The organism is Nonomuraea sp. NPDC049486 (genome assembly GCF_040676925.1).
Taxonomy (GTDB): domain Bacteria; phylum Actinomycetota; class Actinomycetes; order Streptosporangiales; family Streptosporangiaceae; genus Nonomuraea; species Nonomuraea ferruginea.
In genome coordinates this window covers 26,606-50,947 of record NZ_JBFAPV010000026.1, presented here as the reverse complement: position 1 = coordinate 50,947, position 24,342 = coordinate 26,606, and the positions used below count along the sequence as shown (strand labels likewise).

Annotated in this window: 17 protein-coding genes; 10 read left to right on the top strand and 7 right to left on the bottom strand. The window is 72.5% G+C overall.

Annotated features, from left to right (window positions below):
• Positions 1–16: 16 nt before the first annotated feature.
• The 3 genes from AB0K05_RS42120 (at position 17) to AB0K05_RS42110 (ending at position 9,474) form a co-directional block, all read left to right on the top strand.
• Positions 17–2,869 (top strand): CDP-glycerol glycerophosphotransferase family protein, encoded by a 2,853-nt coding sequence (locus AB0K05_RS42120; protein ID WP_364237127.1) that lies wholly within the window; start codon positions 17–19, stop codon positions 2,867–2,869.
• A 186-nt stretch (positions 2,870–3,055) separates the two neighbouring features.
• Complete coding sequence (locus AB0K05_RS42115; RefSeq protein WP_364237125.1) at positions 3,056–6,226, top strand: ATP-dependent DNA helicase; 3,171 nt, start codon at positions 3,056–3,058, stop codon at positions 6,224–6,226.
• Positions 6,220–9,474 (top strand): ATP-dependent DNA helicase, encoded by a 3,255-nt coding sequence (locus tag AB0K05_RS42110; protein ID WP_364237123.1) that lies wholly within the window; start codon positions 6,220–6,222, stop codon positions 9,472–9,474. The genes AB0K05_RS42115 and AB0K05_RS42110 overlap by 7 nt, the downstream gene beginning before the upstream one ends.
• A gap of 267 nt (positions 9,475–9,741) precedes the next feature.
• On the opposite strand, the gene AB0K05_RS42105 is transcribed toward AB0K05_RS42110, so the two are convergent.
• On the bottom strand, positions 9,742–11,448 hold the full coding sequence (locus tag AB0K05_RS42105; protein ID WP_364237121.1) for an IucA/IucC family protein: 1,707 nt from the start codon (positions 11,446–11,448) through the stop codon (positions 9,742–9,744).
• 115 nt (positions 11,449–11,563) lie between these two features.
• Here AB0K05_RS42105 and nudC point away from each other — a divergent pair, with 115 nt between their 5' ends.
• Positions 11,564–12,538 carry an NAD(+) diphosphatase gene (gene nudC, locus AB0K05_RS42100; protein ID WP_271279778.1) on the top strand — a complete coding sequence of 325 codons (975 nt, stop codon included), beginning with the start codon at positions 11,564–11,566 and terminating at the stop codon, positions 12,536–12,538.
• Between the two features lie 45 nt (positions 12,539–12,583).
• On the opposite strand, the gene AB0K05_RS42095 is transcribed toward nudC, so the two are convergent.
• Both AB0K05_RS42095 and AB0K05_RS42090 read right to left on the bottom strand, forming a co-directional pair.
• The gene (locus tag AB0K05_RS42095; RefSeq protein WP_148029287.1) at positions 12,584–12,832 is read right to left on the bottom strand and encodes a glutaredoxin domain-containing protein; all 249 of its coding nucleotides are present in this window, start codon (positions 12,830–12,832) and stop codon (positions 12,584–12,586) included.
• A gap of 74 nt (positions 12,833–12,906) precedes the next feature.
• Entirely contained in the window at positions 12,907–13,809 is a 903-nt protein-coding gene (locus tag AB0K05_RS42090; RefSeq protein WP_271279779.1) for an alpha/beta hydrolase, read from the bottom strand.
• Positions 13,810–13,961: 152 nt separating this feature from the next.
• Between AB0K05_RS42090 and AB0K05_RS42085 the strand changes: the two genes are divergently transcribed.
• The 5 genes from AB0K05_RS42085 (at position 13,962) to AB0K05_RS42065 (ending at position 18,050) form a co-directional block, all read left to right on the top strand.
• Positions 13,962–15,998, top strand: a complete 2,037-nt coding sequence (locus AB0K05_RS42085) for an ATP-dependent DNA helicase UvrD2 (protein WP_271279781.1) — start codon at positions 13,962–13,964, stop codon at positions 15,996–15,998.
• Between the two features lie 135 nt (positions 15,999–16,133).
• Positions 16,134–17,018, top strand: a complete 885-nt coding sequence (gene tesB, locus AB0K05_RS42080; protein WP_271279780.1) for an acyl-CoA thioesterase II — start codon at positions 16,134–16,136, stop codon at positions 17,016–17,018.
• Between the two features lie 96 nt (positions 17,019–17,114).
• On the top strand, positions 17,115–17,411 hold the full coding sequence (locus AB0K05_RS42075) for a hypothetical protein (protein WP_219543968.1): 297 nt from the start codon (positions 17,115–17,117) through the stop codon (positions 17,409–17,411).
• A gap of 131 nt (positions 17,412–17,542) precedes the next feature.
• Positions 17,543–17,812 (top strand): WhiB family transcriptional regulator, encoded by a 270-nt coding sequence (locus AB0K05_RS42070; protein ID WP_148029290.1) that lies wholly within the window; start codon positions 17,543–17,545, stop codon positions 17,810–17,812.
• A 40-nt stretch (positions 17,813–17,852) separates the two neighbouring features.
• Positions 17,853–18,050 carry a hypothetical protein gene (locus AB0K05_RS42065; protein ID WP_148029291.1) on the top strand — a complete coding sequence of 66 codons (198 nt, stop codon included), beginning with the start codon at positions 17,853–17,855 and terminating at the stop codon, positions 18,048–18,050.
• A gap of 92 nt (positions 18,051–18,142) precedes the next feature.
• Here AB0K05_RS42065 and AB0K05_RS42060 read toward each other — a convergent pair whose 3' ends face one another.
• Together AB0K05_RS42060 and AB0K05_RS42055 are read right to left on the bottom strand one after the other, a co-directional pair.
• Positions 18,143–18,733 (bottom strand): hypothetical protein, encoded by a 591-nt coding sequence (locus tag AB0K05_RS42060; RefSeq protein ID WP_364237117.1) that lies wholly within the window; start codon positions 18,731–18,733, stop codon positions 18,143–18,145.
• Positions 18,734–19,079: 346 nt separating this feature from the next.
• A complete protein-coding gene (locus AB0K05_RS42055; RefSeq protein WP_364237114.1) occupies positions 19,080–21,041 on the bottom strand; it encodes a heavy metal translocating P-type ATPase in 1,962 nt (653 codons plus the stop codon).
• Positions 21,042–21,071: 30 nt separating this feature from the next.
• On the opposite strand from AB0K05_RS42055, the gene AB0K05_RS42050 reads away from it, so the two are divergent.
• Positions 21,072–21,488 carry a hypothetical protein gene (locus AB0K05_RS42050; protein WP_364237112.1) on the top strand — a complete coding sequence of 139 codons (417 nt, stop codon included), beginning with the start codon at positions 21,072–21,074 and terminating at the stop codon, positions 21,486–21,488.
• Between the two features lie 42 nt (positions 21,489–21,530).
• Here AB0K05_RS42050 and AB0K05_RS42045 read toward each other — a convergent pair whose 3' ends face one another.
• Complete coding sequence (locus AB0K05_RS42045; protein WP_364237110.1) at positions 21,531–22,868, bottom strand: AarF/ABC1/UbiB kinase family protein; 1,338 nt, start codon at positions 22,866–22,868, stop codon at positions 21,531–21,533.
• A gap of 16 nt (positions 22,869–22,884) precedes the next feature.
• Positions 22,885–24,237, bottom strand: coding sequence for a thiamine biosynthesis protein ThiF (locus tag AB0K05_RS42040; RefSeq protein WP_364237107.1), 1,353 nt, complete (start codon positions 24,235–24,237; stop codon positions 22,885–22,887).
• Positions 24,238–24,342: the final 105 nt, after the last annotated feature.

The window sequence follows — 24,342 nt, the reverse complement described above, 5'->3', positions numbered from 1 at the left end:
GGCGGTGCCTACCGCGATGGCTAACGGCCTGACAGCCCAGAGCCCCGGCGGCGAAGCGATCCCCGACCGCCTGAAGGCTGTCCAGGACCTTTGCGACCGCGGCGAGCCGCTCGACGAGATCATGGCCCTGGTCGGGACCGGCGGGCGCAGCGCGGAGTTCGACACCGAGGTGCTCAGCGGGCCGCTGGGCGCGCGGATGGACCTGGCGGTCAAGCGCGGCCCTGACACGCGGCGCGAGCTCCTCACCCTCGTGCGCCCGTACCTCTCCGGGGTGGACCCGAAGGTCAAGCGCGAGCTGCCGGTCGCGCGCCGCCTCATGTGCCACCTCATCGAGACCCGCGCCGACGAGGAGCTGGTCGAGGGAGAGACGCTCGCCCAGGTCGTGGCGGCCGCGGCCGAGCCGTCCAAGCGCATCCGCAAGGGCCTGCGCTGGTACGCCGACCTGCCTCTCAAGGACGAACTGCCGGCCGACCTGTACCGGCTGCGCAAGGCCGACCTCGTGCCCGTCACGCACATCGACGACATCGTGTGGGACGGCCGCAAGCTGCGCATCTCCGGCTACGCCTACCTGGCCGGGCTGTCGGTCCGCAGCCGCCGGGCCAACTGGGCGACGGTGGTCCTGCGCGGCCCGCGCTGGCTGCCGCCGGTGCGCCTGCGCACCAGGCGCGTGCTGGCCCCCGAGGCCACCCACGGCGCCCGCGAGGTCGGCTGCAACTACGACTGGTCCGGCTTCACCGCCGAGCTGAACCCGTGGGCGCTGCGCTGGCGCGGCGCGGCCAGGGGCATGGTCTCCGCGGTGCGCCGCCGGCTGCGCCGCCGCCCGGCCGTGGCCGACACCACGACGTGGCGGGCCGAGATCGTGTTCTGGAGCCGCGGCGCCCGGGCCACCGGCCTGCTGCGCGGCTACGGCGTCGGGCGCAGCGAGCGGCCCGCCGGCCGCCAGCTCAGCCCCGGCTGGTGGGTCAGGCCGGTGTGGACCTCCGACCGCGCGCTCCAGGTGGCCTTCCAGCCCAACCGGGCCGAGCTCACCGGCGTCCGCGTGGACGACGAGCACCTGCAGTTGAAGATCACCCTGGCCGGCCGGGTCGTGACCAAGGGCCACGCCCGGGTCGGCGGCCACCGCATGGCCGCGGACTTCACCCCCAAGGGCGCCGCCACCGAGGTGACGCTCGACCTCGCCGTGCCCGCGCTGCTGCAGGAGAAGGACGGCCGCCGCCTGTGGGTCGAGCCCAAGGGCGACCCGGCCGCGACCGTCATGCTCGGCGACCTGGGGGAGACCAGGTTCACCAGCGGAGACCGCGAGATCACCGTGCTGGGCGACCGGCGTGACCGCGTGATCATCTCCGCCCACCGCATCCGGCCCGTCATCGTCTCGGCCGTGTGGGAGGGCACCACGCTCGTGCTGCGCGGCCGCTACCCCGACGCCGCGGGCCCGCGCGCCGTCTCGCTGCGCCACCGCTCCGGGCTGTCCTACCAGCTGCCGATGACGCGTACCGGCGAGGACTTCGAGGTGCGGTTCGAGCCCGGCGCGATGGACCGCTTCGGCGAGCCCGTGCCGCTGGCCTCCGGCACCTGGAACATGTCCATGCGGCACCCGTCCGGCGAGATCGTCCCGGTACGCATGGACCACGCCGCGCTGGAAGGACTCGACGAGAGCCCGCGCACGGCCGGCGGCCACTGCTTCCGCATCGTGTCGACCCGCTTCGACGTGCCGGTGGTGCTGTCGGAGGAGGACCGGCCCGCGAACGAGAAGGGCCTGGCCGGCACCCACGTGCTGCGCAAGGTCTTCTACCCGCAGCAGCGCACCGAGCCGCTGGACGACGCCACCGTCTACGTGGTCAACGAGGGCCGCCTGTACGCCGACAGCGTCCGCGCCATCTACGAGGAGCGGCTGCGCCGCGGCGACGACCGCGAGCACATCTGGATCGTCAAGGACGGCGCGTTCACCCCTCCCGGCCCCGCCACCGTCGTGCGGGCCGGCAGCCGCGAGCACAAGGCGGCGCTGGCCAGGTCCCGCTACATCGTGACGAACTCGTTCCTGCCCGTCTGGTTCCGCTCCCGCGAGGGCCAGGTGGTGCTGCAGACCTGGCACGGCACCCCGGTCAAGCACATCGGCAATGACCAGCCGCACATGCGCCGCGACCCCAGACCGCCGGTCTGGCACCGGCAGGCCGCCGACGTGCGCGGCTGGGACGTGCTGCTGTCGCAGTCGCCGTGGGCCACGCCCGTGCTGCGCAAGGCGTTCGGCTACCAGGGCGAGGTGCTGGAGAGCGGGCTGCCCCGCAACGACGTGCTGACCTCGCCCGACCGCGAGCAGCTCGCGGCGAAGGTGCGCGCGCGCCTCGGGCTGGCCGAGGGCAAGCGGGTCGTCCTGTACGCGCCCACGTGGCGTGACTACGACCGCAAGAACGCCATGGTCAAGCTCGACCTGGCGAAGGCCAGGGAGGCGCTGGGGGCGGACCACGAGCTGCTGGTGCGCGCGCACCCGATGCAGGCCGCGCCCGCCGTTCCCGACATCGCTCATGACGTCACGACTTATCCGGATATGGCGGATCTGCTGCTCGTGACGGACGTCCTGGTGACCGACTACTCGTCCGTCCTGGCCGACTTCGTCGTGACCGGCAGGCCGATCGTCCTGTACGGCTACGACCTGCCCAAGTACTCGGCCAAGCGCGGCCTCTACCTGGACCTGCCGGAGATCGCGCCGGGCCCGGTGCTGCCGACGTCGGCCGAGGTGATCGACGCGCTGCGGTCGATCGACGAGGTGGCGGCGGCCCACGCCGACCGCTACGACGCCTTCCGCGCCACGTTCGCGCCCCGCGACGACGGCAAGGCCACCGCCCGCGTCGTGGACCACATCTTCTCCTGACGCCCGTGTTCCCGCCCGGCGTGTCGGGCGGGAAAACTCAGATTTGCCCCGCTACCCTGGACGATCGCTCGGGAGACCGGTCAATCCGGCACGATCTACCCCTGTGGTCTGGTGGAATCTAGGGTTGTGAGTGGTCAGACCTGGCGGCTGGTGCGCCGTGGCAGTGGGGGGCCTGCTGAGCCTCCTGTGCTGGACGAACATCAGCGCGCGGTGGTCGGCCATCCCGGCGGCCCGCTGCTCGTGCTGGCCGGGCCCGGCACCGGCAAGACCACCACGATCGTCGAGAGCGTGGTCGACCGGATCGAGCGCCGGGGCGCCGACCCCGAGCGCGTGCTGATCCTCACCTTCAGCCGCAAGGCGGCCGAGGAGCTGCGCCGCCGCGTCACCGGGCGGCTGCGCCGCACCACCCGCACGCCGGTGGCCATGACGTTCCACTCCTACGCCTACGCGCTGCTGCGCCGCGCGGCGGTGCAGGCGGGCGAGCCGCCGCCCCGGCTGCTGACCGGGCCCGAGCAACTGCTGGAGGTGCGGCGGCTGCTCCACGGCGAGCTGGAGGACGGCGCGCTCGACTGGCCGGAAGACCTGCGCGAGCCGCTCCGGACCCGCGGGTTCGCCGAGGAGCTGCGCGACTTCCTGTCCCGCGCGGCCGAGCGCGGGCTGGACGGCGAGCGGCTCAGGGAGCTCGGCAGGCGGCACGGTCGTGGCGACTGGGTGGCCGTGGGCCGCTTCGCCGACCGCTACGAGACCCGCTTCGACCTCGATCCTGAACGGACGCTCGACTACGCCGAGCTGATCGCCGAGGCGGGCAGGCTGCTGGCGGACCCCGGCGTGCGGGCGCGCGAGCGGGCCGCGCTCGACGCCGTGTTCGTGGACGAGTACCAGGACACCGACCCGGCCCAGGAGTTCCTGCTCCAGCAGCTGGCCGGCGACGGGCGCGACCTGGTCGCGGTGGGCGACCCCGACCAGTCGATCTACGGGTTCCGCGGCGCGGACGTGCACGGCATCCTGGGCTTCCCGCAGCGCTTCCGTACCCTCGACGGCCGCGACGCGCCGATCGTGGCGCTGCGCGTGTGCCGCCGCAGCGGCGCCGACCTGCTGGCCGCGACCCGGCGCGTGGCCGCCCGCCTCCCCGCAGCCCCCCTGCCGACCACGGACCCCGCGCCGAACCCCGCCGCACCGGAGCCCGCCGGGCGGGCCTTCGGCGGGCGCGGGCATCGTGACCTGGTGCCGTCGCCCGACGCGCCGCCGGGTGAGGTGCGGGTGCTGCTGGCCGACAGCACGAGCCAGGAGGCCGCGGTGGTGGCCGACACGCTGCGCCGCGCCCACCTGATCGAGGGCGTGCCCTGGCACCGGATGGCGGTGCTGGTGCGCTCGGCCAAGCGCCAGGTGCCCCTGCTGCGCCGGGCGCTGGTCAACGCCGGCGTGCCCACGATGATCGCCGGCGACGAGGTGCCGATCGCCCAGGAGCCCGGCGTCCGCCCCCTGCTGACGATGCTCAAGGTCGCGGTCGACCCGGCCGAGCTGGACGAGAACGTCGCCGAGGAGTTGCTGACCGGCCCGCTGGGCGGCACCGACATGATCGGCGTGCGCCGCCTCCGCCGCGCGCTCAAGATCGCCGAGAACGAGCTCGCCGCCGACCCCCCGGAGCTCCCGTACGTGCCGCGCTCGTCCGGCGAGCTGCTGGTCGCCGCGATCAGGGACCCCCGCGAGCTCGTACGGATCGAGCCGCACGTCGCGGTGCCCGCCGAGCGCGTCGCCAAGCTGCTGGCCACCGCCCGCACGGCGGTGGAGGAGCAGGGCAGCGCCGAAGAGGTGCTGTGGGCCGTCTGGCAGGCCGCCGGACTGGCCGGGAAGTGGACCGACACCAGCCTGTCCGGCGGCACCAGGGGCGCCCAGGCCGACCGCGACCTCGACGCGGTGGTGGCGCTGTTCGACCAGGCCGCCCGGTTCGTCGACCGGATGCCCAAGGCCGGGCCCGAGGTGTTCCTGGACGACCTGGCGTCCCAGGAGATCCCCGGCGACACGCTGGCCGAGCGGGCCCCCGACGGCGACGCGGTGCGCGTGCTGACCGCCCACCGGGCCAAGGGCCTGGAGTGGGACATCGTGGTGGTGACGGGCGTGCAGGAGGCGGTCTGGCCCGACCTGCGGCTGCGCGGCACCATGCTCGGCGTGGAGGACCTCGTCGAGGTGGTCGAGGGAGGCCGCCCGAACGCGGCCTCGCTCGCCTCCAAGCTGCTGGCCGAGGAGCGGCGGCTGTTCTACGTGGCCGCCACCCGCGCCCGTCATCGGCTCGTCGTCACCGCGGTCGGCGGCGAGGACACCGACGAGCGGCCGTCCAGGTTCCTGTCCGAGCTGATGCCGGGCGCGGTCGAGGAGGCCGGCGTCGGCGACCGGTCGCGCTGGCTCAGCATGCCGGCGCTCGTGGCCGACCTGCGCAGCGCCGTCACCGACCCCACCAAACCGGCGAAGATGCGCAGGAACGCGGCCAGACAGCTCGCCAGGCTCGCCGCCGCCGGCGTGCCCGGCGCCCACCCCAACGACTGGTACGCGCTCACGCCGATCTCCGACGACCGGCCGCTGAGCTGGCCCGACAACGTGGTCACCATCTCCCCGTCCGCCGTGGAGAGCTTCACCAAGTGCGGCCTGCGCTGGCTGCTGGAGACGGCCGTCGGCGCCGCCGGCACCAGCACCGCGCAGGGCCTCGGCAACGTCATCCACGCGCTCGCCGTGATCGCCGCCACCGGCCTGCCCGACGAGGACATGCTCGGCAAACGCCTCGACGACGTCTGGAAGGAGCTCGACTTCGGCGGCGTCTGGTTCAACCGCAAGCAGCGGCAGGTGGCCGAGCAGATGATCGGCAAGTTCCTGCGCTGGCAGGAGGACAACGGCCGCGACCTGATCGCCCTGGAGGAGTCGTTCGTGGCCACCATCGCCGAAGGCGTCCAGATCAAGGGCCGGGTCGACCGGCTGGAGCGCGACGAGGACGGCCGCGCGGTGATCATCGACCTCAAGACCGGCGGCTCCAAACCCAGGCCCGGCGACCTCGACCGCCACCCCCAGCTCGGCGTCTACCAGCTCGCCGCGCTGCTGGGCGCGTTCGCCAGGCACGGCATGGACGAGCCGGGCGGCGCCGCGCTCGTCCAGCTCGGCAAGGCCGCGGGCAAGCACGACGCGATCGAGCAGAAGCAGGACGCGCTCGCCGACGACCAGAACCCCGGCTGGGCCAAGGACCTGGTCGACACCGTGGCGATAGGCATGTCCGGCCCCCTCTTCCAGGCCAGGACGAACGACGGCTGCCGCACCTGCGCGGCCAGGGCGAGCTGCCCCGTGAACGACAGCGGGGGACAGGTGTGCTGAACCCGGTCGAACTGGCCGACAAGCTCGGCATCCTGCCGCCCACCGCCGAACAGGCCACCGTCATCGAGGCCCCGCTGGAGCCGATGGTCGTCATGGCCGGCGCGGGCTCGGGCAAGAGCGAGACCATGGCCGGCCGCGTGGTCTGGCTGGTCGCCAACGGCCTGGTCAAGCCCGCGAACGTGCTCGGCCTGACGTTCACCCGCAAGGCCGCCGCCGAGCTGGCCACCCGCGTCAGGGAACGGCTCGCCGGGCTCGCCGAGGCCGGCCTGGTCGAGCCCGAGCTGCTGCACGACGAGCCGACCGTCTCCACCTACCACGCCTACGCCTCGCGCCTGGTCACCGACCACGCGCTGCGCGAGGCGCTGGAGCCCACCATGCGGCTGGTCACCCCGGCCGTCTCCTGGCAGCTCGCCTCGCGCGTGGTCGCCATGTACGACGGGCCGATGGACAGGATCGAGCTGGGCCCCGCCTCGGTCACCGCCGCCGTCCTGGAGCTCGCCGGTGAGCTGTCGGAGCACCTGCGCGGCCCCGGCGACGTGCGCAGGATCGGCGAATGGCTCCGCGATCGGCACGCCGAGCTGCCCGGCCGCGTCACCAAGGCGCAGGGCCGGCCGGTCGTCGTGCACGAGGCCAGGGAGCAGCTGCTGCCGCTCGTGGAAGCGTACGAGAGACTCAAGCGCAGGCGGGAGGTCATCGACTACGGCGACCAGATGGCGCTGGCGGCGCGGATCGCCGCCGGACACAAGGAGGTCGGCGAGATCGAGCGCTCCCGCTTCGCGGTGGTGCTGCTCGACGAGTACCAGGACACCAGCCACGCCCAGCTCGTGCTGTTGCGCTCGCTGTTCGGCGGCGGGCACCCCGTCACCGCCGTCGGCGACCCCTGCCAGTCCATCTACGGCTGGCGCGGCGCCTCGGCCGGCAACCTGCGCCGCTTCCCGGCCGACTTCCGCGCCGCCTCAGGAGACCCGGCGCCGGTGCGGCAGCTCAGCGTCAGCTTCCGCAACGGCGACCGGGTGCTCGACGTCGCCGCCCGGGTCCAGCTCCCGCTGCGCATGGAGGCCCGCGAGGTGCCTGTGCTGGTCCCCGGCGCCAACCGGGTCGACCGGGGCCGGGTCACCTGCGCCTTCCACGAGACCGCCGAGGACGAGGCCGCGTGGATCGCCGGCATGGTCGCCAAGCTGATCGGCCAGGAGGTCGCGCCCGACGGGCTGCCCTGGGGCGACAAGGAGCGCAAGAAGACCCTCGCCATCCAGCCGCAGGACGTCGCCATCCTGGCCCGCAAGCGCTCGCAGTTCCCCGCCCTGCGCAGGGCGCTGGAGGACCGCGACATCCCGGTCGAGGTGGTCGGTCTCGGCGGCCTGCTCACCGTGCCCGAGGTGAGCGACATCGTGGCCACGCTGCGCGTGCTCTACGACGCGACCGCCGGCGACGCGCTGGCCCGGCTGCTGGCCGGGCCGCGCTGGCGGATCGGCCCCGCCGACCTGCGGGTCCTCGGCGACCACGCCCGCGAGCTGGTCCGCCAGTCCCGCGAGAGCCGCCACGAGGACGACCCGCTGGAGCAGGCCGTCGCCGACCTGGCCGACGAGCAGGGCAGCCTGGTCGACGCGCTGGACGAGCTGCCCGACAGGGAGGAGTGGCTGGCGTCGTTCTCGCCGCTGGCCGCCACCCGGCTGGTCGCGCTCGCGCACGAGCTGCGCCAGCTCCGCGCGCACACCGCGCAGCCGCTGCCCGACCTGATCAGCGAGGTGGAGCGGCGGCTCGGCCTGGACATCGAGGTGGCCGCCCGCAGCGGCACGGCGAGCGCGTTCGCCGCCAGGGCCGACCTGGACGCGTTCCTGGACGCGGCCTCCCGGTTCGCGGGCGACGCCGAGGACCCGACGCTGGGCGCGTTCCTCGCCTACCTGGAGGCGGCCGAGAGCGAGGAGTTCGGGCTGGAGGGCGGCCGGGTCGGCGAGAGCAACAGCGTCAAGCTGATGACCGTGCACGCCTCCAAGGGCCTTGAGTGGCCCGTCGTGGTCGTGCCCGGACTGTCGCAGCTCCTCAGCTCCATGGGCACGATCACCACGGGCAGCGTGTTCCCCGCCACCCCCGTCGTGAACGGCCGCTGGACGGAGAACCCGCGCAAGCTGCCCTACCCGCTCCGCGGCGACGCCGCCGACCTGCCCAGGCTCACCGGCCTCGGCAAGGAGGAGCTGGCCGCCTTCGACGAGCACTGCCGCGCCAGGGACCTCATGGAGGAGCGGCGGCTGGCGTACGTGGCCGTCACCCGCGCCCACTACCACCTGATCGCCTCCGGCTACCGGTGGGGCACCGCCTCCAAGCCGCTCGCGCCGTCGGAGTTCCTGCTGGAGATCCGCGACACCGCCGACCGGGTCGCGGTCTGGGCCCCGGACCTCGAACCCGGCGCCACCAACCCGCTGCTGGCCGAGCCTCCCCAGGCCATCTGGCCGGTCGAGCCTGCCGGTCTGCGGTACGAGTCCGTCCTCGACGGCGCCCGGCTGGTGGAGGACGCGCTCGCGGGCGGCCTGGACGGCGACGAGGACGAGGCGTTGCGCGCCTTCGAGGAGGAACGCGTCCAGGCCTGGGAGCGCGACACCGACCTGCTGCTGCGCGAGCGCGAGCTGCACCGGCGGCCCGACTCCACCACCGTCGAGCTGCCCGCCAGGCTGACCGTCTCGTCCCTCGTCACCCTGGCGGACGATCCGCGCGAGCTGGCCCGCAGGATCCGCCGCCCGGTCCCGATCAAGCCCGCGCCGCTGGCTCGGCGCGGCACCTCCTTCCACAGGTGGCTGGAGACCCGCTGGGACCAGCAGCGGCTCATCGACGACTTCGAGCTCGGCCTGGACGTCGAGCCGGAGGAGGCGGACGTGCGGCTGGCTGAGCTGCAGGAGCGGTTCGAGCAGAGCGAGTGGGCGGATCGGCGGCCGGTCGACATGGAGGTGCCGTTCGAGACCATGATCGCCGACCGGCTGGTGCGCGGCCGCATGGACGCCGTCTTCGAGCTGTCCGACGGCCGCTACGAGGTCGTCGACTGGAAGACCGGGCGCCCGCCCAAGGGCAAGGCGGCCCGCGCCGCGTCCGTGCAGCTCGCCGCGTACCGCCTGGCCTGGTCCCACCTGGCCGGCGTGCCCCTGGACCGCGTCGGCGCGGCCTTCCACTACGTCCGCGCCAACCTCACCGTCCGCCCCGTCAACCTGCTCGACGCCGACGGCCTGGTAGCGCTCATCGAATCGGTCCCCACAACCTGACCCCACACCCCACCGCCGCGCATCCGCCCTCCGGAAGGTCAGCACCACACTGCTGGGTCGCAGCGGCGCGCCCGGCCCGAGGACGTGAGCGCCGTACCACGGCGGTGGGTTTGGGCCGAGGGCGTCAGCGTCGTACCGCTGCGTCGCGGTGGTGTGTCCGCCCTCTGGGGACGTCAGCACCGCGCCGCTACGCTGCGGCGGCGCGTCGGGACCGAAGGCGTCAGCGTCGTACCGCTGGGTTGCGGTGGCGGGTCTGGGTTGAGGGTGTCAGCGTAGGCGCAGGTAGTTCGGGCCGCTCATGCGTGGCGGCTTGGTGGACAGCCGCTCCGCTGACGCCAGCGTGCCGGCCGTCAGCCACGGCCTGCCGGTGAGCCTGGCCGCGTCGAGCGTTCTGGCCCGTAGCAGCCTGGCCGTCGGATGGGCGTCGTACGGTCGCAACGCCTCCTCCAGCGAGCGGCGCAGCAGCGCGGCCGCGTCGGCCGGAGGCAGCACCGAGAACGCGACCGCCGCCGCGCCCAGGTGCAGCGCGCCCGTCACGAACGCGTCCGCCAGCGCGTGCGGGTCGTCCGTCAGCATCCGCTTGGGCAGCCCCGGCGCCACGATCCCCGCCGCGGCCAGCCTCGCGGGCGAGACCAACACCCCGTCATGCCCCTGCACGAGCACTTTCACCGCGCCATCCACCAGCACCAGCGCCGCGTCGTGCCACCGGACCTCCGGCACCACCCCGTACTCCACCAGCAGCCGCACGCTCCACCGCAACAGCGCACGCACATAGGCGACCGGCACATCCACCACCTCGCCAGGCACCCCGCCTTGCAGCTCAGCTTGGAGCTCGCCCCGCACCCCGCCAGGTCCGCCCCGCACCCCGCCTTGCAGCTCGCCCCGCACCAGGCCAGGCATCCCGTCCGGCACTCCCTCAGGCGCCCCGTCAGGCACCTCGCCTTGCAGCTCGACCTCAGCACTCAAGCTGGTCCGGGCGCGCGGACCCCGTCGATGCTGAGTGTCAGGCTGGTCCTGTGTGCCGGGCTTGTCCGGGGTGTCAGGCAGGGTCAGCGCCGCTACCGGGACGCGACGGCCCTGCGGCAGTCGGCGCACCAGCCAGGCGAGGTGTTCGTGCCCGGCACGCGCGTACTCCTGTTCGCCCGCCACCAGCACGTCAGGGCCGGCCAGCGCGCGCAGGAGCGGCTCCGCGCGGGCCGCCGCACTCAGGCTGCCCGGTTCGATGCCGAGGCGGTCGCGCGTGCCGAGGACGCTGATCGGCAGCGGCAGCACCAGGTGCGTGCGCGGCCCGGCCTCGACGGCGCGCATCGACGCGGTAGGCCGTACGGTGCCGCGCCGTACGTCGAGCACCCGCGCCCCGGCCCGCCGCGCCTCGTCGACCGTCAGCGGATGCACGGGGAACAGCACCTCGTCCGGCCCGAGCAGCTCCCGGGAGAACGCACCGGCACCCTGGGACGCCAGGACGTCCGGCGGCAGCCGTGGCGCCGAGCCCGGCTCCAGCATGCGACGCGGCACAGCCGCCCAGCGCAGCTCGAACACGGGCCCGAACTCCGGCGCGTACGCGGCCAGCTCCCCGTCCGGCACCCCGGGCCGCGCCCGCGCGGTCGGATAGCAGGGATGGTCGGCGAGGGCCGCCAGCGTCTCGTACGACCGCACCCCGGGAGGTCGCGCGTCGTGCAGCTCCAGCGCGGCCAGCGCCGCCACGCACTCGTCGAAGAACGCCTTGACCCCGTCGGCGTCCTCCTCGGGAGCGATCTCCGCCAGCGTGTCCAGCACCTGCTCCAGGCCCAGCAACTCCCCGGCCGCCACCACGAAGTCCTGGAAGGGCGCACCCGGCGCCAGCCGCACCAGCCTCCCGTCGGCCAGTGTCAGCCCGACGCCGCCCCGACCCCTGACGACCTGGGACGACAGGCCGCCGTAGTCCTCGCGCAGCAGCGCGTCCAGCACCCGGGCGGCCAGGTGAGACTCCCGCACGCGGCACCCCCGGGCCCTGCAAGTAAGGTCTGCCTAACTACCCAAGATCCTAACCCCTTCGAAGATCTTCTCGAAGCCGCCATAGGATGACAGAGAGTTTGGAAGGGTGGACCCTGTGGAAACGCAAGCGGAAGAGCAACTCATCGGACCGCTGCTCCTGGCCCGGGGCACCATCGACAGATCGGCCGCCCTGAGATCCGACAGCGCGTGGCTGGAACGTGCCTGGAACGCCCCCTCCACCCGGGTGCTCGTCATCGACAACGGCCGCACCCTCGTCGAACGCGCCGGCGACGAGGTGCGGGCGGTGCTCTACACCACGGCCGACGCCCCGGCCGGCGAGCGCTTCCTGCTCGGCGTGGCCGACGGCGTCGCCTACTTCGCCGTGGCCGCCCCGCTGCCCGGTTCCCCGCCGGGCGACGTCAACGGGCGCGTCACCGTACCGATGAGCCCGCACGACGCCCCCGAGGGTCACCCGGTGCCGGCGGGGCTGCGTCAGGCGGGCGGTCTGCTCGGCGACCGCGACGCCGGCCTCCTGGTCTACGCCGTGGCGCTGGAGGCCTGGCACAGCACCCACCAGTTCTGCCCGCGCTGCGGCGCGCGCACGGCCGTCGAGGCGGGCGGCCACATCCGGGTCTGCCCTCACGACGGCAGCCAGCACTTCCCCCGGGTCGACCCGGCGGTCATCATGCTGATCCGCGACCCCGACGACCGCTGCCTCCTGGCCCGCGGTCCTCAGTGGCCGGAGGGACGCCTGTCGATCCTGGCCGGGTTCGTCGAGCCCGGCGAGTCGCTGGAGGCCGCCGTCGTCCGCGAGGTGGCGGAAGAGGTCGGCATCCTCGTCACCAACCCGCGCTACCTCGGCAGCCAGCCGTGGCCCTTCCCGCGCAGTCTCATGCTCGGCTTCTTCGCCCAGGCGCTCTCCACCGACCTCACCCCGGACGCCGAGGAGATCGCCGAGGCCCGCTGGTTCTCCCGCGAGGACCTGGCCCGCGCGCTCGAAACCGGCGAGGTCCGCCTCCCGCCCCCGGTCTCGATCGCCCGCCGGCTCATAGAGACGTGGTACGGCAGCGCTCTGACGGGCGACTGGTAGAAGACCTGGGTGATCCACGCACCCAGGTCTTCGGAGGAGTCCGTCTCAGGCCGGTTCGAGGAGGGCCTTGACCTCGCGGGCGGACGGGTTCGTGCGGACGATGCGCCCGTTCGGGGTTTCGATGACCACCGTGGGCACCACCTGGTTGCCGCCGTTGACGCTCATGACGAAGGTGGCCGCGTCCGGGTCACGCTCGATGTCGACCTCGGTGAAGCTGATGCCCTCCCGGGTCAGCTGGGACTTGAGGCGCTTGCAGGGGCCGCACCACGTGGTGCTGTAGACCGTGAGCGTCATCGCTGGGGAATCCCTCCAAGGTCAGGGGAAACGAAGGCGTTCGGTGCAACAACGCGGGTGGCCTGGTTAATCCCTCACCCGATGCGGCTGGCGATCCATGCCTGGACGCGCTCGGCCACGCCCATCTCGCGGTAGAGGGTGGTGCTGTGGGACTGGCCCGGGACGGTGATGATCTTCACGGGCACGCCGAGCTTGCCGAGAGCGTCCTTGACCAGCTCGCTCTGCTGCGGCGGCACGAACTCGTCCTGGGCGTGCACGGTGAGCATCGGCGCGTCCTTGCGGCTGGCGTGCCAGGCGACCTCCATGCTGGCCCACACCCGCGAGCACTTGCCCTTGGGGTGGCAGCCGCCGGCCAGCCGGACCGCCGCCTTGCGCAGCCGTACCTTGTTGGGCTGGGTGGCCGCGGCCCCGTCGGTGTAGGCGCGCAGCGGGGAGATGATCGGCGACAGCCCGACCACGCCCTTCAGCCCCTGCGTGCCGTTGCCGAAGGTGCCGACGGCGGCGGCGATGTGGCCGCCGGCGGAGAAGCCGACCACCACGTAGTTGTTCGCGTCGAACGCCCACCGGTCGGCGTGGCGGCGGGCGGCGGCGATCGCGGCCAGCGCGTCGGTGCGCTGCGCGGGCCAGGCGGCCTGGGTCGACAGCCGGTAGTTGATGTTGAAGACCGTGTAGCCCATGTCGGCGTACGAGCGGGCGATCTGGGTCATGCCCCGCTTGTCGCCGCTGGACCACCAGCCGCCGTGGACGATGAAGACTCCGGGCCGTTGCATGCCGTCGGGAGTCCACCACACGTCCATCTGCTGGCGGCGGTGCTTGCCGTAGGAGATGGTCTCCGTGGCATGCCCGCCGATGCCGTCAGGGTCGGTCGGCATGGTCACCGCGGGACCCGGCGTCGGATCCTGCGCCGCCTGCGCGCCCACCGGGGTGAGCGCGACACAAGCGAGCGCGATCGCGCTCAGGGAAACCGCTGTACGCACGGCTTTCCTTCCTCCCCGCCAGATGGTCGGGCCCCATTGTGGTGGAAGAGACCGGTTGTTTGCATCTCGTTGCCTGTGAAACGGGTGAGGCCACCTGTTGCCAGAATGGCTCTCGGACCGCCACCGGCTGGGAGGATGGACAGGTGAGCAGCGTGGACGACGTGTTGTCCGGGCTCGACCCCGAGCAGCGCGAGGTGGCCGAGACCGTGCGCGGCCCGGTGTGCGTGCTGGCCGGAGCCGGCACGGGCAAGACCAGGGCCATCACCCACAGGATCGCGCATGCCGTGCGCAGCGGGGCGGTCGACGCGCGGAGCGTGCTCGCAGTGACGTTCACCACACGTGCCGCGGGCGAGCTGCGCCAGCGGCTGCGCGAGCTGGGCGCGCCGGCGGTGCAGGCGCGTACGTTCCACGCCGCCGCGCTGCGGCAGCTCACCTACTTCTGGCCGCGGGTGATCGGCGGCGAGGCGCCGTCGGTGATCGAGTCCAAGCTTCCGGTGCTGGTCGAAGCCTGCCGCCAGATCCGGAAAAATCCCGAACGGTCCGAGCTGCGAGACATCGCCGCCGAGGTCGAGTGGGCCAAGGTCACCCAGATCGGCCCCGACGACTACGTCGCCGCCGCAGCCAAGCACCACCGCACCCCTCCGGTTCCCGCCGAGGAGGTGGTGCGCCTGTACGAGGCGTACGAGCGGATCCGGCGCGAGCGCCACCTCGTCGACTTCGAGACGATCCTGGAGCTGACCGCGGCGGTGATGACCGAGCACGCCGAGGTCGCCGCCCAGATCCGCCAGCAGTACCGCTACTTCGTCGTCGACGAGTACCAGGACGTCAACCCGCTGCAGAAGCTGCTGCTCGACACCTGGCTCGGCGGCCGCGACGACCTGTGCGTGGTCGGCGACCCCAACCAGACGATCTACAGCTTCACCGGCGCCACCCCGCGCTACCTGACCGGCTTCGCGGTCGAGTTCCCGAACGCCGCGGTCATCAAGCTGGTGCGCGACTACCGCTCCACCCCCCAGGTGGTCAACTTGGCCAACCTCGTCATCGCCAAGAGCAAGTCGCCTCACCGTCTGGAGCTCGTCGCGCAGCGCCCCGACGGCCCCAGGCCCGTGTTCGCCGACTACGACGACGAGCCCGCCGAGGCCGCCGGCGTCGCGCGCGGCATCCGCAAGCTGATCGACCAGGGCGTCCCGTCCCGCGAGATCGCGATCCTCTTCCGTACCAACTCGCAGTCCGAGTCTTACGAGGAGGCGCTGTCGAAGGCGGAGATCCCGTACGTGGTGCGCGGCGCGGAGCGCTTCTTCGAGCGGCCCGAGGTGCGGCAGGCCGTCGTGCTGCTGCGCGGCGCGGCCCGCTCCCACAGCGGCGAGCCGCTGGCCTCCGAGGTCCACGACATCCTGACCGGCGTCGGGCTGACCCCCTCGCCGCCCGGCGGCGGCAAGGCGCGTGAGAAGTGGGAGTCGCTCAAGGCCCTGGCCGACCTGGCGGAGGACCTGGCGGCCGAGGGCGCCGACCTGCCGGCGTTCGTGGCCGAGCTGGAGCGCCGCGCCGCCGAGCAGCACGCACCGCCCGTCGAGGGCGTCACGCTCGCCTCCCTGCACGCCGCCAAGGGCCTGGAATGGGACGCCGTCTTCCTCGTCGGCCTCACCGACGGCATGGTGCCGATCATCTACGCGGAGACGCCGGAGCAGATCGAGGAGGAGCGCCGGCTGCTGTACGTCGGCGTCACCCGTGCCCGGCTGCACCTCTCGCTGTCGTGGGCGCTGGCCCGCGCGCCGGGCGGGCGCAGGAGCCGCCGCCCGTCGCGGTTCCTCGACGGGCTGACGGGCCGCCCGTCCGCGCCGTCGCGGCCCGCCGCGCCCGCCCGCGACCGCAGGGAGGTGGCGGCCCCGGTCAGCTGCCGGGTCTGCGCCAAGACCCTGGTGGCCGCGGCCGAGCAGAAGCTCGGACGGTGCGCGACCTGCCCGGCCGACTACGACGAGGCGCTGCTGGAGAGCCTGAAGGCCTGGCGCACGGCCACGGCCAAGGAGGCCAAGATCCCGCCGTACGTCGTGTTCACGGACGTGACGCTGCAGGCCATCGCCGAGCGGGCGCCGACGACCGAGCAGGAGCTGCTGTCGATCGCGGGCGTCGGCCGGGTCAAGCTCGACCGCTACGGGGAGGCGGTGCTCGGCCTGTGCCGCGGCTCCTGACCCTGACCCCGCGTATCCTGTCCTGTCGTCTCCGGCTCAGGACGACACCGTCGTAACCACCGCGAAACCACGGGATGCCACCATAAGGGGGCGAGCCCGGGGGGTTGCTCGCGCGTGCCGCGTGAAGGGGGATGAGTGAACGAGGCCCTGAAGGAAGTGCTCGACCTGCTCGACCTGGAGCAGATCGAGCAGGACATGTTCCGCGGCCGGAGCCCGGAGGAGCGCGTCCAGCGCGTCTTCGGCGGGCAGGTCGCCGCGCAGGCCCTCGTCGCCGCCGGGCGCACCGTCCCGGCCGGCAAGAACGTCCACTCCCTGCACGCCTACTTCATCCGTCCCGGCGATCCGGCCATCCCGATCGTCTACGACGTCGAGCGGGTCCGCGACGGCCGGTCGTTCTCCACCCGGCGGGTGGTGGCGATCCAGCACGGCAAGGCGATCTTCACGATGTCGGCCTCGTTCCACGTCGAGGAGCCGGGCATCGAGCACCAGGCCTCGGCGATGCCGGTGGTGCCCACCCCCGAGACGCTGCCGACCTTCCAGGAGCAGATGACCGCGCTGGTCGGCGAGGACCACGAGCAGCGCGAGTGGCTGGCCCGGCCGCGCCCGGTCGACGCCCGCTACGTCTCCCCGCTGGTCTGGGAGGCGCATCTCGACCCCGACCTGCGCAGCACCGAGACCAACGTGTGGTTCCGCTTCGACGCCGACCTGCCCGACGACCCGCTGCTGCACGTCGTGCTGGCCGCCTACGCCTCCGACTACACCCTGGTCGACACGATCCTGCTCGCGCACGGCCTGGCCTGGGGCGCCTCCGACATCATGGGCGCCTCGCTTGATCACGCCATCTGGTTCCACCGGCCGTTCAGGGCCGACGAGTGGCTGCTCTACGCGCAGCAGTCGCCCTCCGCCGGAGGCGCCAGAGGGCTCGCGCGGGGGGAGATGTTCAACGCCTCGGGCGAACTCGTGGTGTCCGTGGTCCAGGAGGCCATGATCCGCACGAATTTGTCACGAAATCGCAGGTAGAAAATACGTTGCCCAACCCCGAGATCCGGGTTTAGGGTCATGGTCAAGCGAGTCGGGCGTCCCTGCCCGACGATCCCAGAGCGGAGGTGAGTCACAGTGATCAGCATCAACAACACGCCGGCCACGCAGTGGCTGCTTTCCGCGTGCCGTGACTCGGTGAGGCTCGTCAGTGGGCCGGCCAAGCTGCGGCAGGACGAGTCTGCCCGTCGCCAGGAGTCCCTGATGTACGCGCGCGCCCACGCCGGCGCCGCCACCTCCGGTGCTCCCGTCTTCGCCGCAGCCGTCGCTCTGGGCGTCCCTGCGGGCACCGCAGGCGCCGAAGTGCCGACCCAGCCGATCGCCAAGCGTGGAGTGGGTCCGCAACCCTGGAGGGATGCTCCGGTCATAACCTGACCGGCACACAGCAGCCCCCAGGCCGCGGATCCGCAGACAGGATCCGCGGCCTCTTTGTTTGTCCGTGATCCCGATCACCCACGAGGTGTGTCCCGACCAAGAACAACGTGTTCGATCAAAGGAGAATCCTGATGGGGGCGAAGACGATCATGGACCTGATCGACGAAGCCGAGATCCCCTGTCGTACCGACCCTGACCTGTGGTTCGCCGAGTCGCCGGAGGACGTCGAGTTCGCCAAGGCGCTCTGCACCGGGTGCCCGATCCAGAAGGCCTGCCTCGAGCGCGCGCTCGAGCGCGAGGAGCCGTGGGGCGTCTGGGGCGGCGAGCTCATCCTCCGCGGGACCATCGTGCCCCGCAAGCGTCCGCGTGGCCGTCCGCGCAAGCACCCGGTCGCGGCCTGACCCACCGATCCACCAACACCAGCAGAAAGAAGACGATCTGATGAGCCTCATCCCGACGAGCGGCGAGTTCTCGGCCCCGTATCTCTACCATGAACTCGTCAACGACCGAATACGGACCCTCCACCGCGAGGCGGAGGAGCAGCGCTTGGCCTCCCGCATCAGCCGCGTCCGCAGGGCGCAGCGTGGTGTCCAGCGCGCCAACGAGCGCCTGAACCGGGCGTTGCGACTGGTGCTATGACAGGGGAGGTCCTGCCGCCGGCGCAGGACCTCCCCGCCGAGAATCAGGCCCGCGCGGAACGACGGTTCCGCGCGGGTCTTCCGCGTTCGGTTCTACGCGTGCTGGCCGGCCGGTCTCCTCACGGGATCGGCCGTCCCGGCGGCGGCGAAGAGGCGGGCGGACATCCACGCGATGCCCGCCGCCGCGACGACCAGCCCGCCGAGGTAGGCCCACTCCGGCACGACCCCGCGCAGCGACCCGGGCACCATCCCCGCCGCGTAGAGCAGCACGGCGGCGACCGGCAGCGTCCCCGACCGGATCGCCGCCACGCCGAACAGCAGCACCCCCGACAGCAGCACCGCCGAGGTCACCAGGAACGCCGTCCCCGTCCCTCCGGCCAGCAGCCCGCTCACCGTCGCGCCGGGGAGCGACGGGAAGACGAAGTGCAGCGTGTACTCGACGGCGAACGCCCCGGCCAGCCCGGCGCCGTTGAGCACGTACCCGGCCAGCCCGAGCCCGCCGGTCCCGCTCCGGATGAGCAGATAGAGCCCGGTGATCGCGAACAGCCCGGACAGCGCCGCGAACGGCGCCACCGCGTGCATGACCGGCGTCTCGGCGACCACCCCGGCCCGCCGGAACACGTTGAAGACGAGCAGCACGGCGCAGACATAGCCGGCTGACCCGGCCATGCGGAAGAGACCCATCCCGGATCCCGCCTTTCACTCGACGATGGTTGCCGCCATCATCAGGCGCGCTTTCCGGCCGGGCCGATGGCCCGCCGCCATCCGTAAGAACCCCGAAAGACGGCGCGGGGCGTCCGAGCCAGCTGCGGCCACCCGCGAAACGCGCTGGTCGCCGACGCCTTAACCATCTCGCTTCGCGAACAGCCGCCGGCCGCACCCGCCGCCGGTCGTCCAGGTACCGGCCGTGCGCGCCCGGCGGCATCCTCCGCCGGTCGTCCAAGTGCCGGCCCATACGCCTGGCCGCATTCGTCGCCGGTCGTTCAGGTGTCGGCCCTCTGCGTGCCCGGCCGCATCCGTTGCCGGGCGATCAGGGTGTCCGGGCGGGTGTCGCGTGGTCGAGGAACGTTTTCGTGCTGTGTGCCGGCGTGAGGTCGAGCCGGCGCAGCAGCTGGGCGTTCAGCGCGACCACGACGGTCGAGGCCGACATGAGGATCGCCCCGACGCTCATCGGCAGCACGAACCCGATCGGCGCGAGCACCCCGGCTGCCAGGGGCACCGAGATCAGGTTGTAGCCGGCGGCCCACCACAGGTTCTGCTTCATCTTCCGGAAGCTCGCCCGCGACAGATCGATGACGGAGAGCACCGAACGCGGATCCGAGGAGACGAGGATCACCCCGGCCGAGCCGATCGCCACATCGGTGCCGGCCCCGATCGCGATGCCGACGTCGGCCTGGGCCAGCGCGGGGGCGTCGTTGACGCCGTCGCCGACCATGGCGACCTTCCTGCCCTCCGACTGCAGCTCCGCGACCTTGGCCGCCTTGTCCTCCGGCCGCACCCCGGCGAACACCCGGTCGATGCCGAGCTCGGCGGCCACGGTGTCGGCGACGGCCCGGGCGTCACCGGTGATCATCACGACCTGGACGCCCGCGGCGTGCAGGGCGTCGACGGCGTCGCGGGACTCGGGCCGGATCTCGTCGGCCAGCCGGAGCGCGCCGATCACCTGGCCGCCGGCGAGGACGTGCAGGATGATCGCCCCCTCCGTCCGCCACTCACCGGCGACGGGAAGCTCGTCCAGGCCGTGCTCGTCGAGGAGGTACGGGCCGCCGACCTCGATCACGGTGCCGTCTGCGGTCGCCTTCACGCCGACCGCGGGGGAGGAGGAGAACTCGCTGGCCTGGGGCACGTCCAGCCCACGCGTACGGGCCGCGCCGACGATGGCCTTGGCCAGCGGATGCTCGCTGTCGCTCTCCGCCGCCGCGGCCAGGGCCAGCACCTCGTCCGCGCCGCGACCGCCGACCGGCTCGATCCCGGTCACGGTGGGTTCGCCCTTGGTCAGGGTGCCGGTCTTGTCGAACAGGACGGCATCGACGGTGCGCATCGACTCCAGCGCGAGACGGTCCTTGACCAGCACGCCTCCCCGGGCGGCGCGCTCGGTGGCGATGGACACCACCAGCGGGATCGCCAGGCCCAGAGCGTGCGGGCAGGCGATGACGAGCACGGTGATGGTCCGCACGATCCCGCTGTCGGGCAGCCCGACGAGGGCCCAGACGACGGCGGCGATCGCGGCGGCACCCAGGGCGAACCAGAACAGCCACGCCGCCGCGGTGTCGGCGACGCGCTGGGCACGCGAGGACGAGGCCTGGGCGTCGGCGACGAGTCGCTGGATGCCCGCCAGGGCGGTGTCGTCGCCGATGGCGGTGACCTCGACGCGGAGGCCGGAGTCGGTGGCGACGGTGCCGGCGACCACCTGTTCGCCGGCCTCACGGCGCACCGGCTTGGACTCTCCGGTGACCATGGACTCGTCCATGCTCGCGGAACCGTCGATGATCTTCCCGTCGGCGGGGACCGAGGCGCCGGGACGGACGATGACGACGTCACCGACCACCAGGTCGGCCGGGGCGACCTTGACCACGTCGTCGCCGTCGACCTTCTCGGCCTCGTCGGGCAGCAGGGCCGCCAGGGAGTCCAGGGCCGAGGTGGTCTGCGCCAGGGAGCGCATCTCGATCCAGTGGCCCAGGAGCATGATGACGACCAGCAGGGCCAGCTCCCACCAGAAGTTCAGCTCCTCGTCGAGCACGTGCAGGCTGGCACCCCAGGAGGCGACGAACGCCACCGTGATAGCGAGGCCGACGAGCAGCATCATGCCGGGTCGGCGGGAGCGGATCTCCGAGACCGCCCCGGTCAGGAACGGCCGTCCGCCCCAGAAATAGACGACGGTGCCCAGCACCGGTGAGACCCACGGCACCCACGCGGAATCAGGCAGGCGGTAGCCGATGATGTGGGCGAACATCTCGTTGAACCCCACCACGGGGACCGCCAGGACCAGCATGATCCAGAACAGCCGCCGAAACTGCCCGACATGATCACCATGCCCGCCATGCCCGCCGTGAGCGTTATGCCCGCCCTGCCTGCCCTGCCTGCCCTGCCTGCCGTGCCCGCCGTGCCCGTCCTGACCGGCATGGCCGTCCTGACCGGCATGGCCATCCTGGCCTTCGTGAGCGCCGCGACCGTTCTGACCGCCGTGACCCCCTTGATCACCACGGTCGCCCTGATCACCACGGCCGCCGTGGCCTTCGTGAGCGCCATGGATGCCATGACCGTCGTCATCGGCCTGATGGCCGGGTGTGTCCGGTCCTGGAGTGTGCGGATGGTTGCGGCGCGTACTCATGCTCGGATCTCAACCCCGGTATGTCGGCGGGAAGGGAGCCCGTTCCCCCACGGAGGAGGAGCGGGCATTCATACCCCGACTTACGCGTGTTCCACCAATCCGCGGTGATACGCCCGTTCGAACCTGGTCATGAAGGCGCGGGTGCGGAGATCAGGTGGCGACAAGGGCCATGTCGTCGGGGTCGATGGTGTCGTCGGAGAAGCCCGGAACCCAGCGGATCACCTCGTCGCGAAAGCGTGCCGTGGTGCCCAGCTGGCACAGGACCCCGATCCCCGCCATGTGAACCCGGTGGATGAGCACGTACGAGGCCGGCAGGTTGAGCTGGCGGACCACGTTGCCGGGCCGCAGGTCGGTCGCCGAGGCGGCCTGTGTCTGCAGCCAGGCGCGGCTGAACGTGAACTCCTCCACCGCCGTCGGCTCCACGTAGGGCGAGAGGAAGGCGCGCAGCGCGTCGGGGTCGATCTCGATGTCGGGCCGGATGAAGCCCTCCGCCCGCAGCCCGGCGATCACGGTGTCCATGTCGCCCTGGTTGAAGATGCGGGTGAGCTGCCCGAACGCCAGCGGGTAGCCGCCCCGGTTGACGGCGCCGAAGTCGAGGACGCCCAGCTTGCCGTTGGGCAGCATGCGGAAGTTGCCCGGGTGGGGGTCGGCGTGGAGCATGCCGACCCTGGCGGGGGAGCAGAACAGGAAGCGGACGAACAGCAGCCCGGCCCGGTCGCGCTCCTCCTTCGTGCCCTCGGTGATGACACGCGACAGCGGGACGCCGTCCATCCACTCGGTGACCAGCACGGTCTCGTTGGCGGCGATGACGTCGGGCACGTGGAAGTCGGGGTCGTCGTGGAACTCGAGCGCGAAGGCGTGCTGGGCCTCGGCCTCGCGGAGGTAGTCGAGCTCCTCGGCGACCCGCTCGCGCAGCTCGGCGAGGACGGACTTGATGTCGAGGCCGGGCATGAGCACCCCGAACAGCTTGCCGAGCCGGGCGAGCTGGGCGAAGTCGCCGAGCAGGGCCTTGCCGGCGCCGGGGTACTGGATCTTGACCGCGGCCTCCCTGCCGTCATGCCAGACGGCCCGGTGGACCTGGCCGATGGAGGCGGCGGCGGTCGGCTCGTCGTCGAAGGACTGGAAATGGTCGCGCCAGTCGTCGCCGAGCTGCTCGGTCAGCACCTTGTGGACGGTGGCGACCGGGAGCGGGGGCGCCGCGTCCTGGAGCTTGGTGAGCGTGGCGCGGTAGGGGGCGACGATCTCGGGCGGCAGGGCGGCCTCGAAGATGGACAGCGCCTGGCCGAGCTTCATCGCGCCGCCCTTGAGCTCGCCCAGCACCTTGAAGATCTGCTCGGCGGTGCGCTGCTGGATCTCCTCGGCGACCATTTCGGCGGACTTGCCGCCGATGCGCTTGCCCAGCCCGAGGGCGGTGCGTCCGGCGAAACTGAGGGGCAGGGTGGCCAGCTTGGCGGAGCGCGTGACGGCGCGGCGAGGAAGATCGCTCATCCTGATGTGCGGAATCTCAGCCGAGATGCCGCTTCCCCCCTTCGTCGGTCGTTACCTGGGCTTGTGAATCGCAGGTAGCTGACATGACCATTGTTAGCGGATATGGATAGGTTCGTATACAACGACATTGCGGGTGGATTGTCCACGATCGGTGCTTCCAATGTCGATCAGGCGATATGTCGGTTGTGCCGTTCGTCACAGCCGAGGCGTGACCATCGAGGAAGTTCAGGGCATGACCGGCCACCGCGGCGGCGACGGAGGCCGCCAGGGAGGCGTCGCAGGCGATCTCCCCGGGGGGATAGCCACCGAGCCCGGCGGTGACGAGCGGCCAGGCCGGATCATGATCCCGTCTGGTCAAGTCTAGGCAGTGCAAACAGGCGGTCTGTCCAGGTACAACGAGCGGACCCGCGGATCCATGCCCTTCAAAGGCGGATCCGAGCAGATGCGGGATGCCCAGCGCTGTCAACTCGTTGACCAGCACCATGTCCAGCGGCCGCACCGGAGTGAGGATCACGAGATCGGGACGCTCGGTCCCGTCACCCAGATAAGGCCCGCCCGCCCGCACCTCCACCACCGCACGCTCACCCAAGCCGCTGACCGCCCGCCGCTGCCCTGCGGCAGCGCCACCCGCGCCGGCACCAGCGGCCCGCCCTCCACCATCGCCGGCACCAGCGGCTCGTCCCTCTCCATCACCGGCACGAGACCGCTTCCCGCCGCCGGAACGAGCCGGCCGTGGGCCATCCCGGCCCTCGCCGCCACGAGCCACCTCCGTGACTTCCCCGCCTTCGCCGGGATGGGCCAGTCTCGCGGCCACCGCGACCGCGCCGTCCTGCCGCGGCATCCCGACCTCCGCCCACGTCAGCCCGCCGGGCACCAGGTCGCGGGGTCGTGTGGGCTCAGGGTCGAACACCCGGATCCCGCCCACGCCGCCCGCCGCCAGCAGCGCGACCACCTGCGCCCCCACCCGGCCCGCGCCGTAGACCCGCACCCGCGACCGCGCCCTGCGCAGCAGCGACTCCCGCCCGCCGCCGGGTGCGGCCCCGACCAGATCCATCGCGTCCAGATCGGGCCGCATCCGGTCGAGCTCGGCCAGGGGCAGCGGAAGGGCGGGCCCGCCCGCGTCGTCGAGCACGCCGGACCGGCCGAGCTGGTCGAGCAGGTCACGGGCGGCAACCTCCGGCAGCCCGGCCGACCGCGCCTCGCGCAACGCCCCGGCCAGGTCGCGGACGCCGTCGAGCCTGTCGAGCCACCGCCGGGCGGCCCTGCTGAGCCCGGTCAGGACGACGGCCCGCCCGGGATGCGCACCGAGCTGGAGCGTCCGCTCGTCACGGTCGACACGGGGGAGGGCGGGATGCACACGTGGCCTCATGGCCCGAAGATTTGCACGTGAATTCAAGATCCCGCTCCGGAACGCCCGCCGCTGTGGATAACCGGCCAAGCCCCCGAAACCCTGTGGACAACCACTGACATTAAA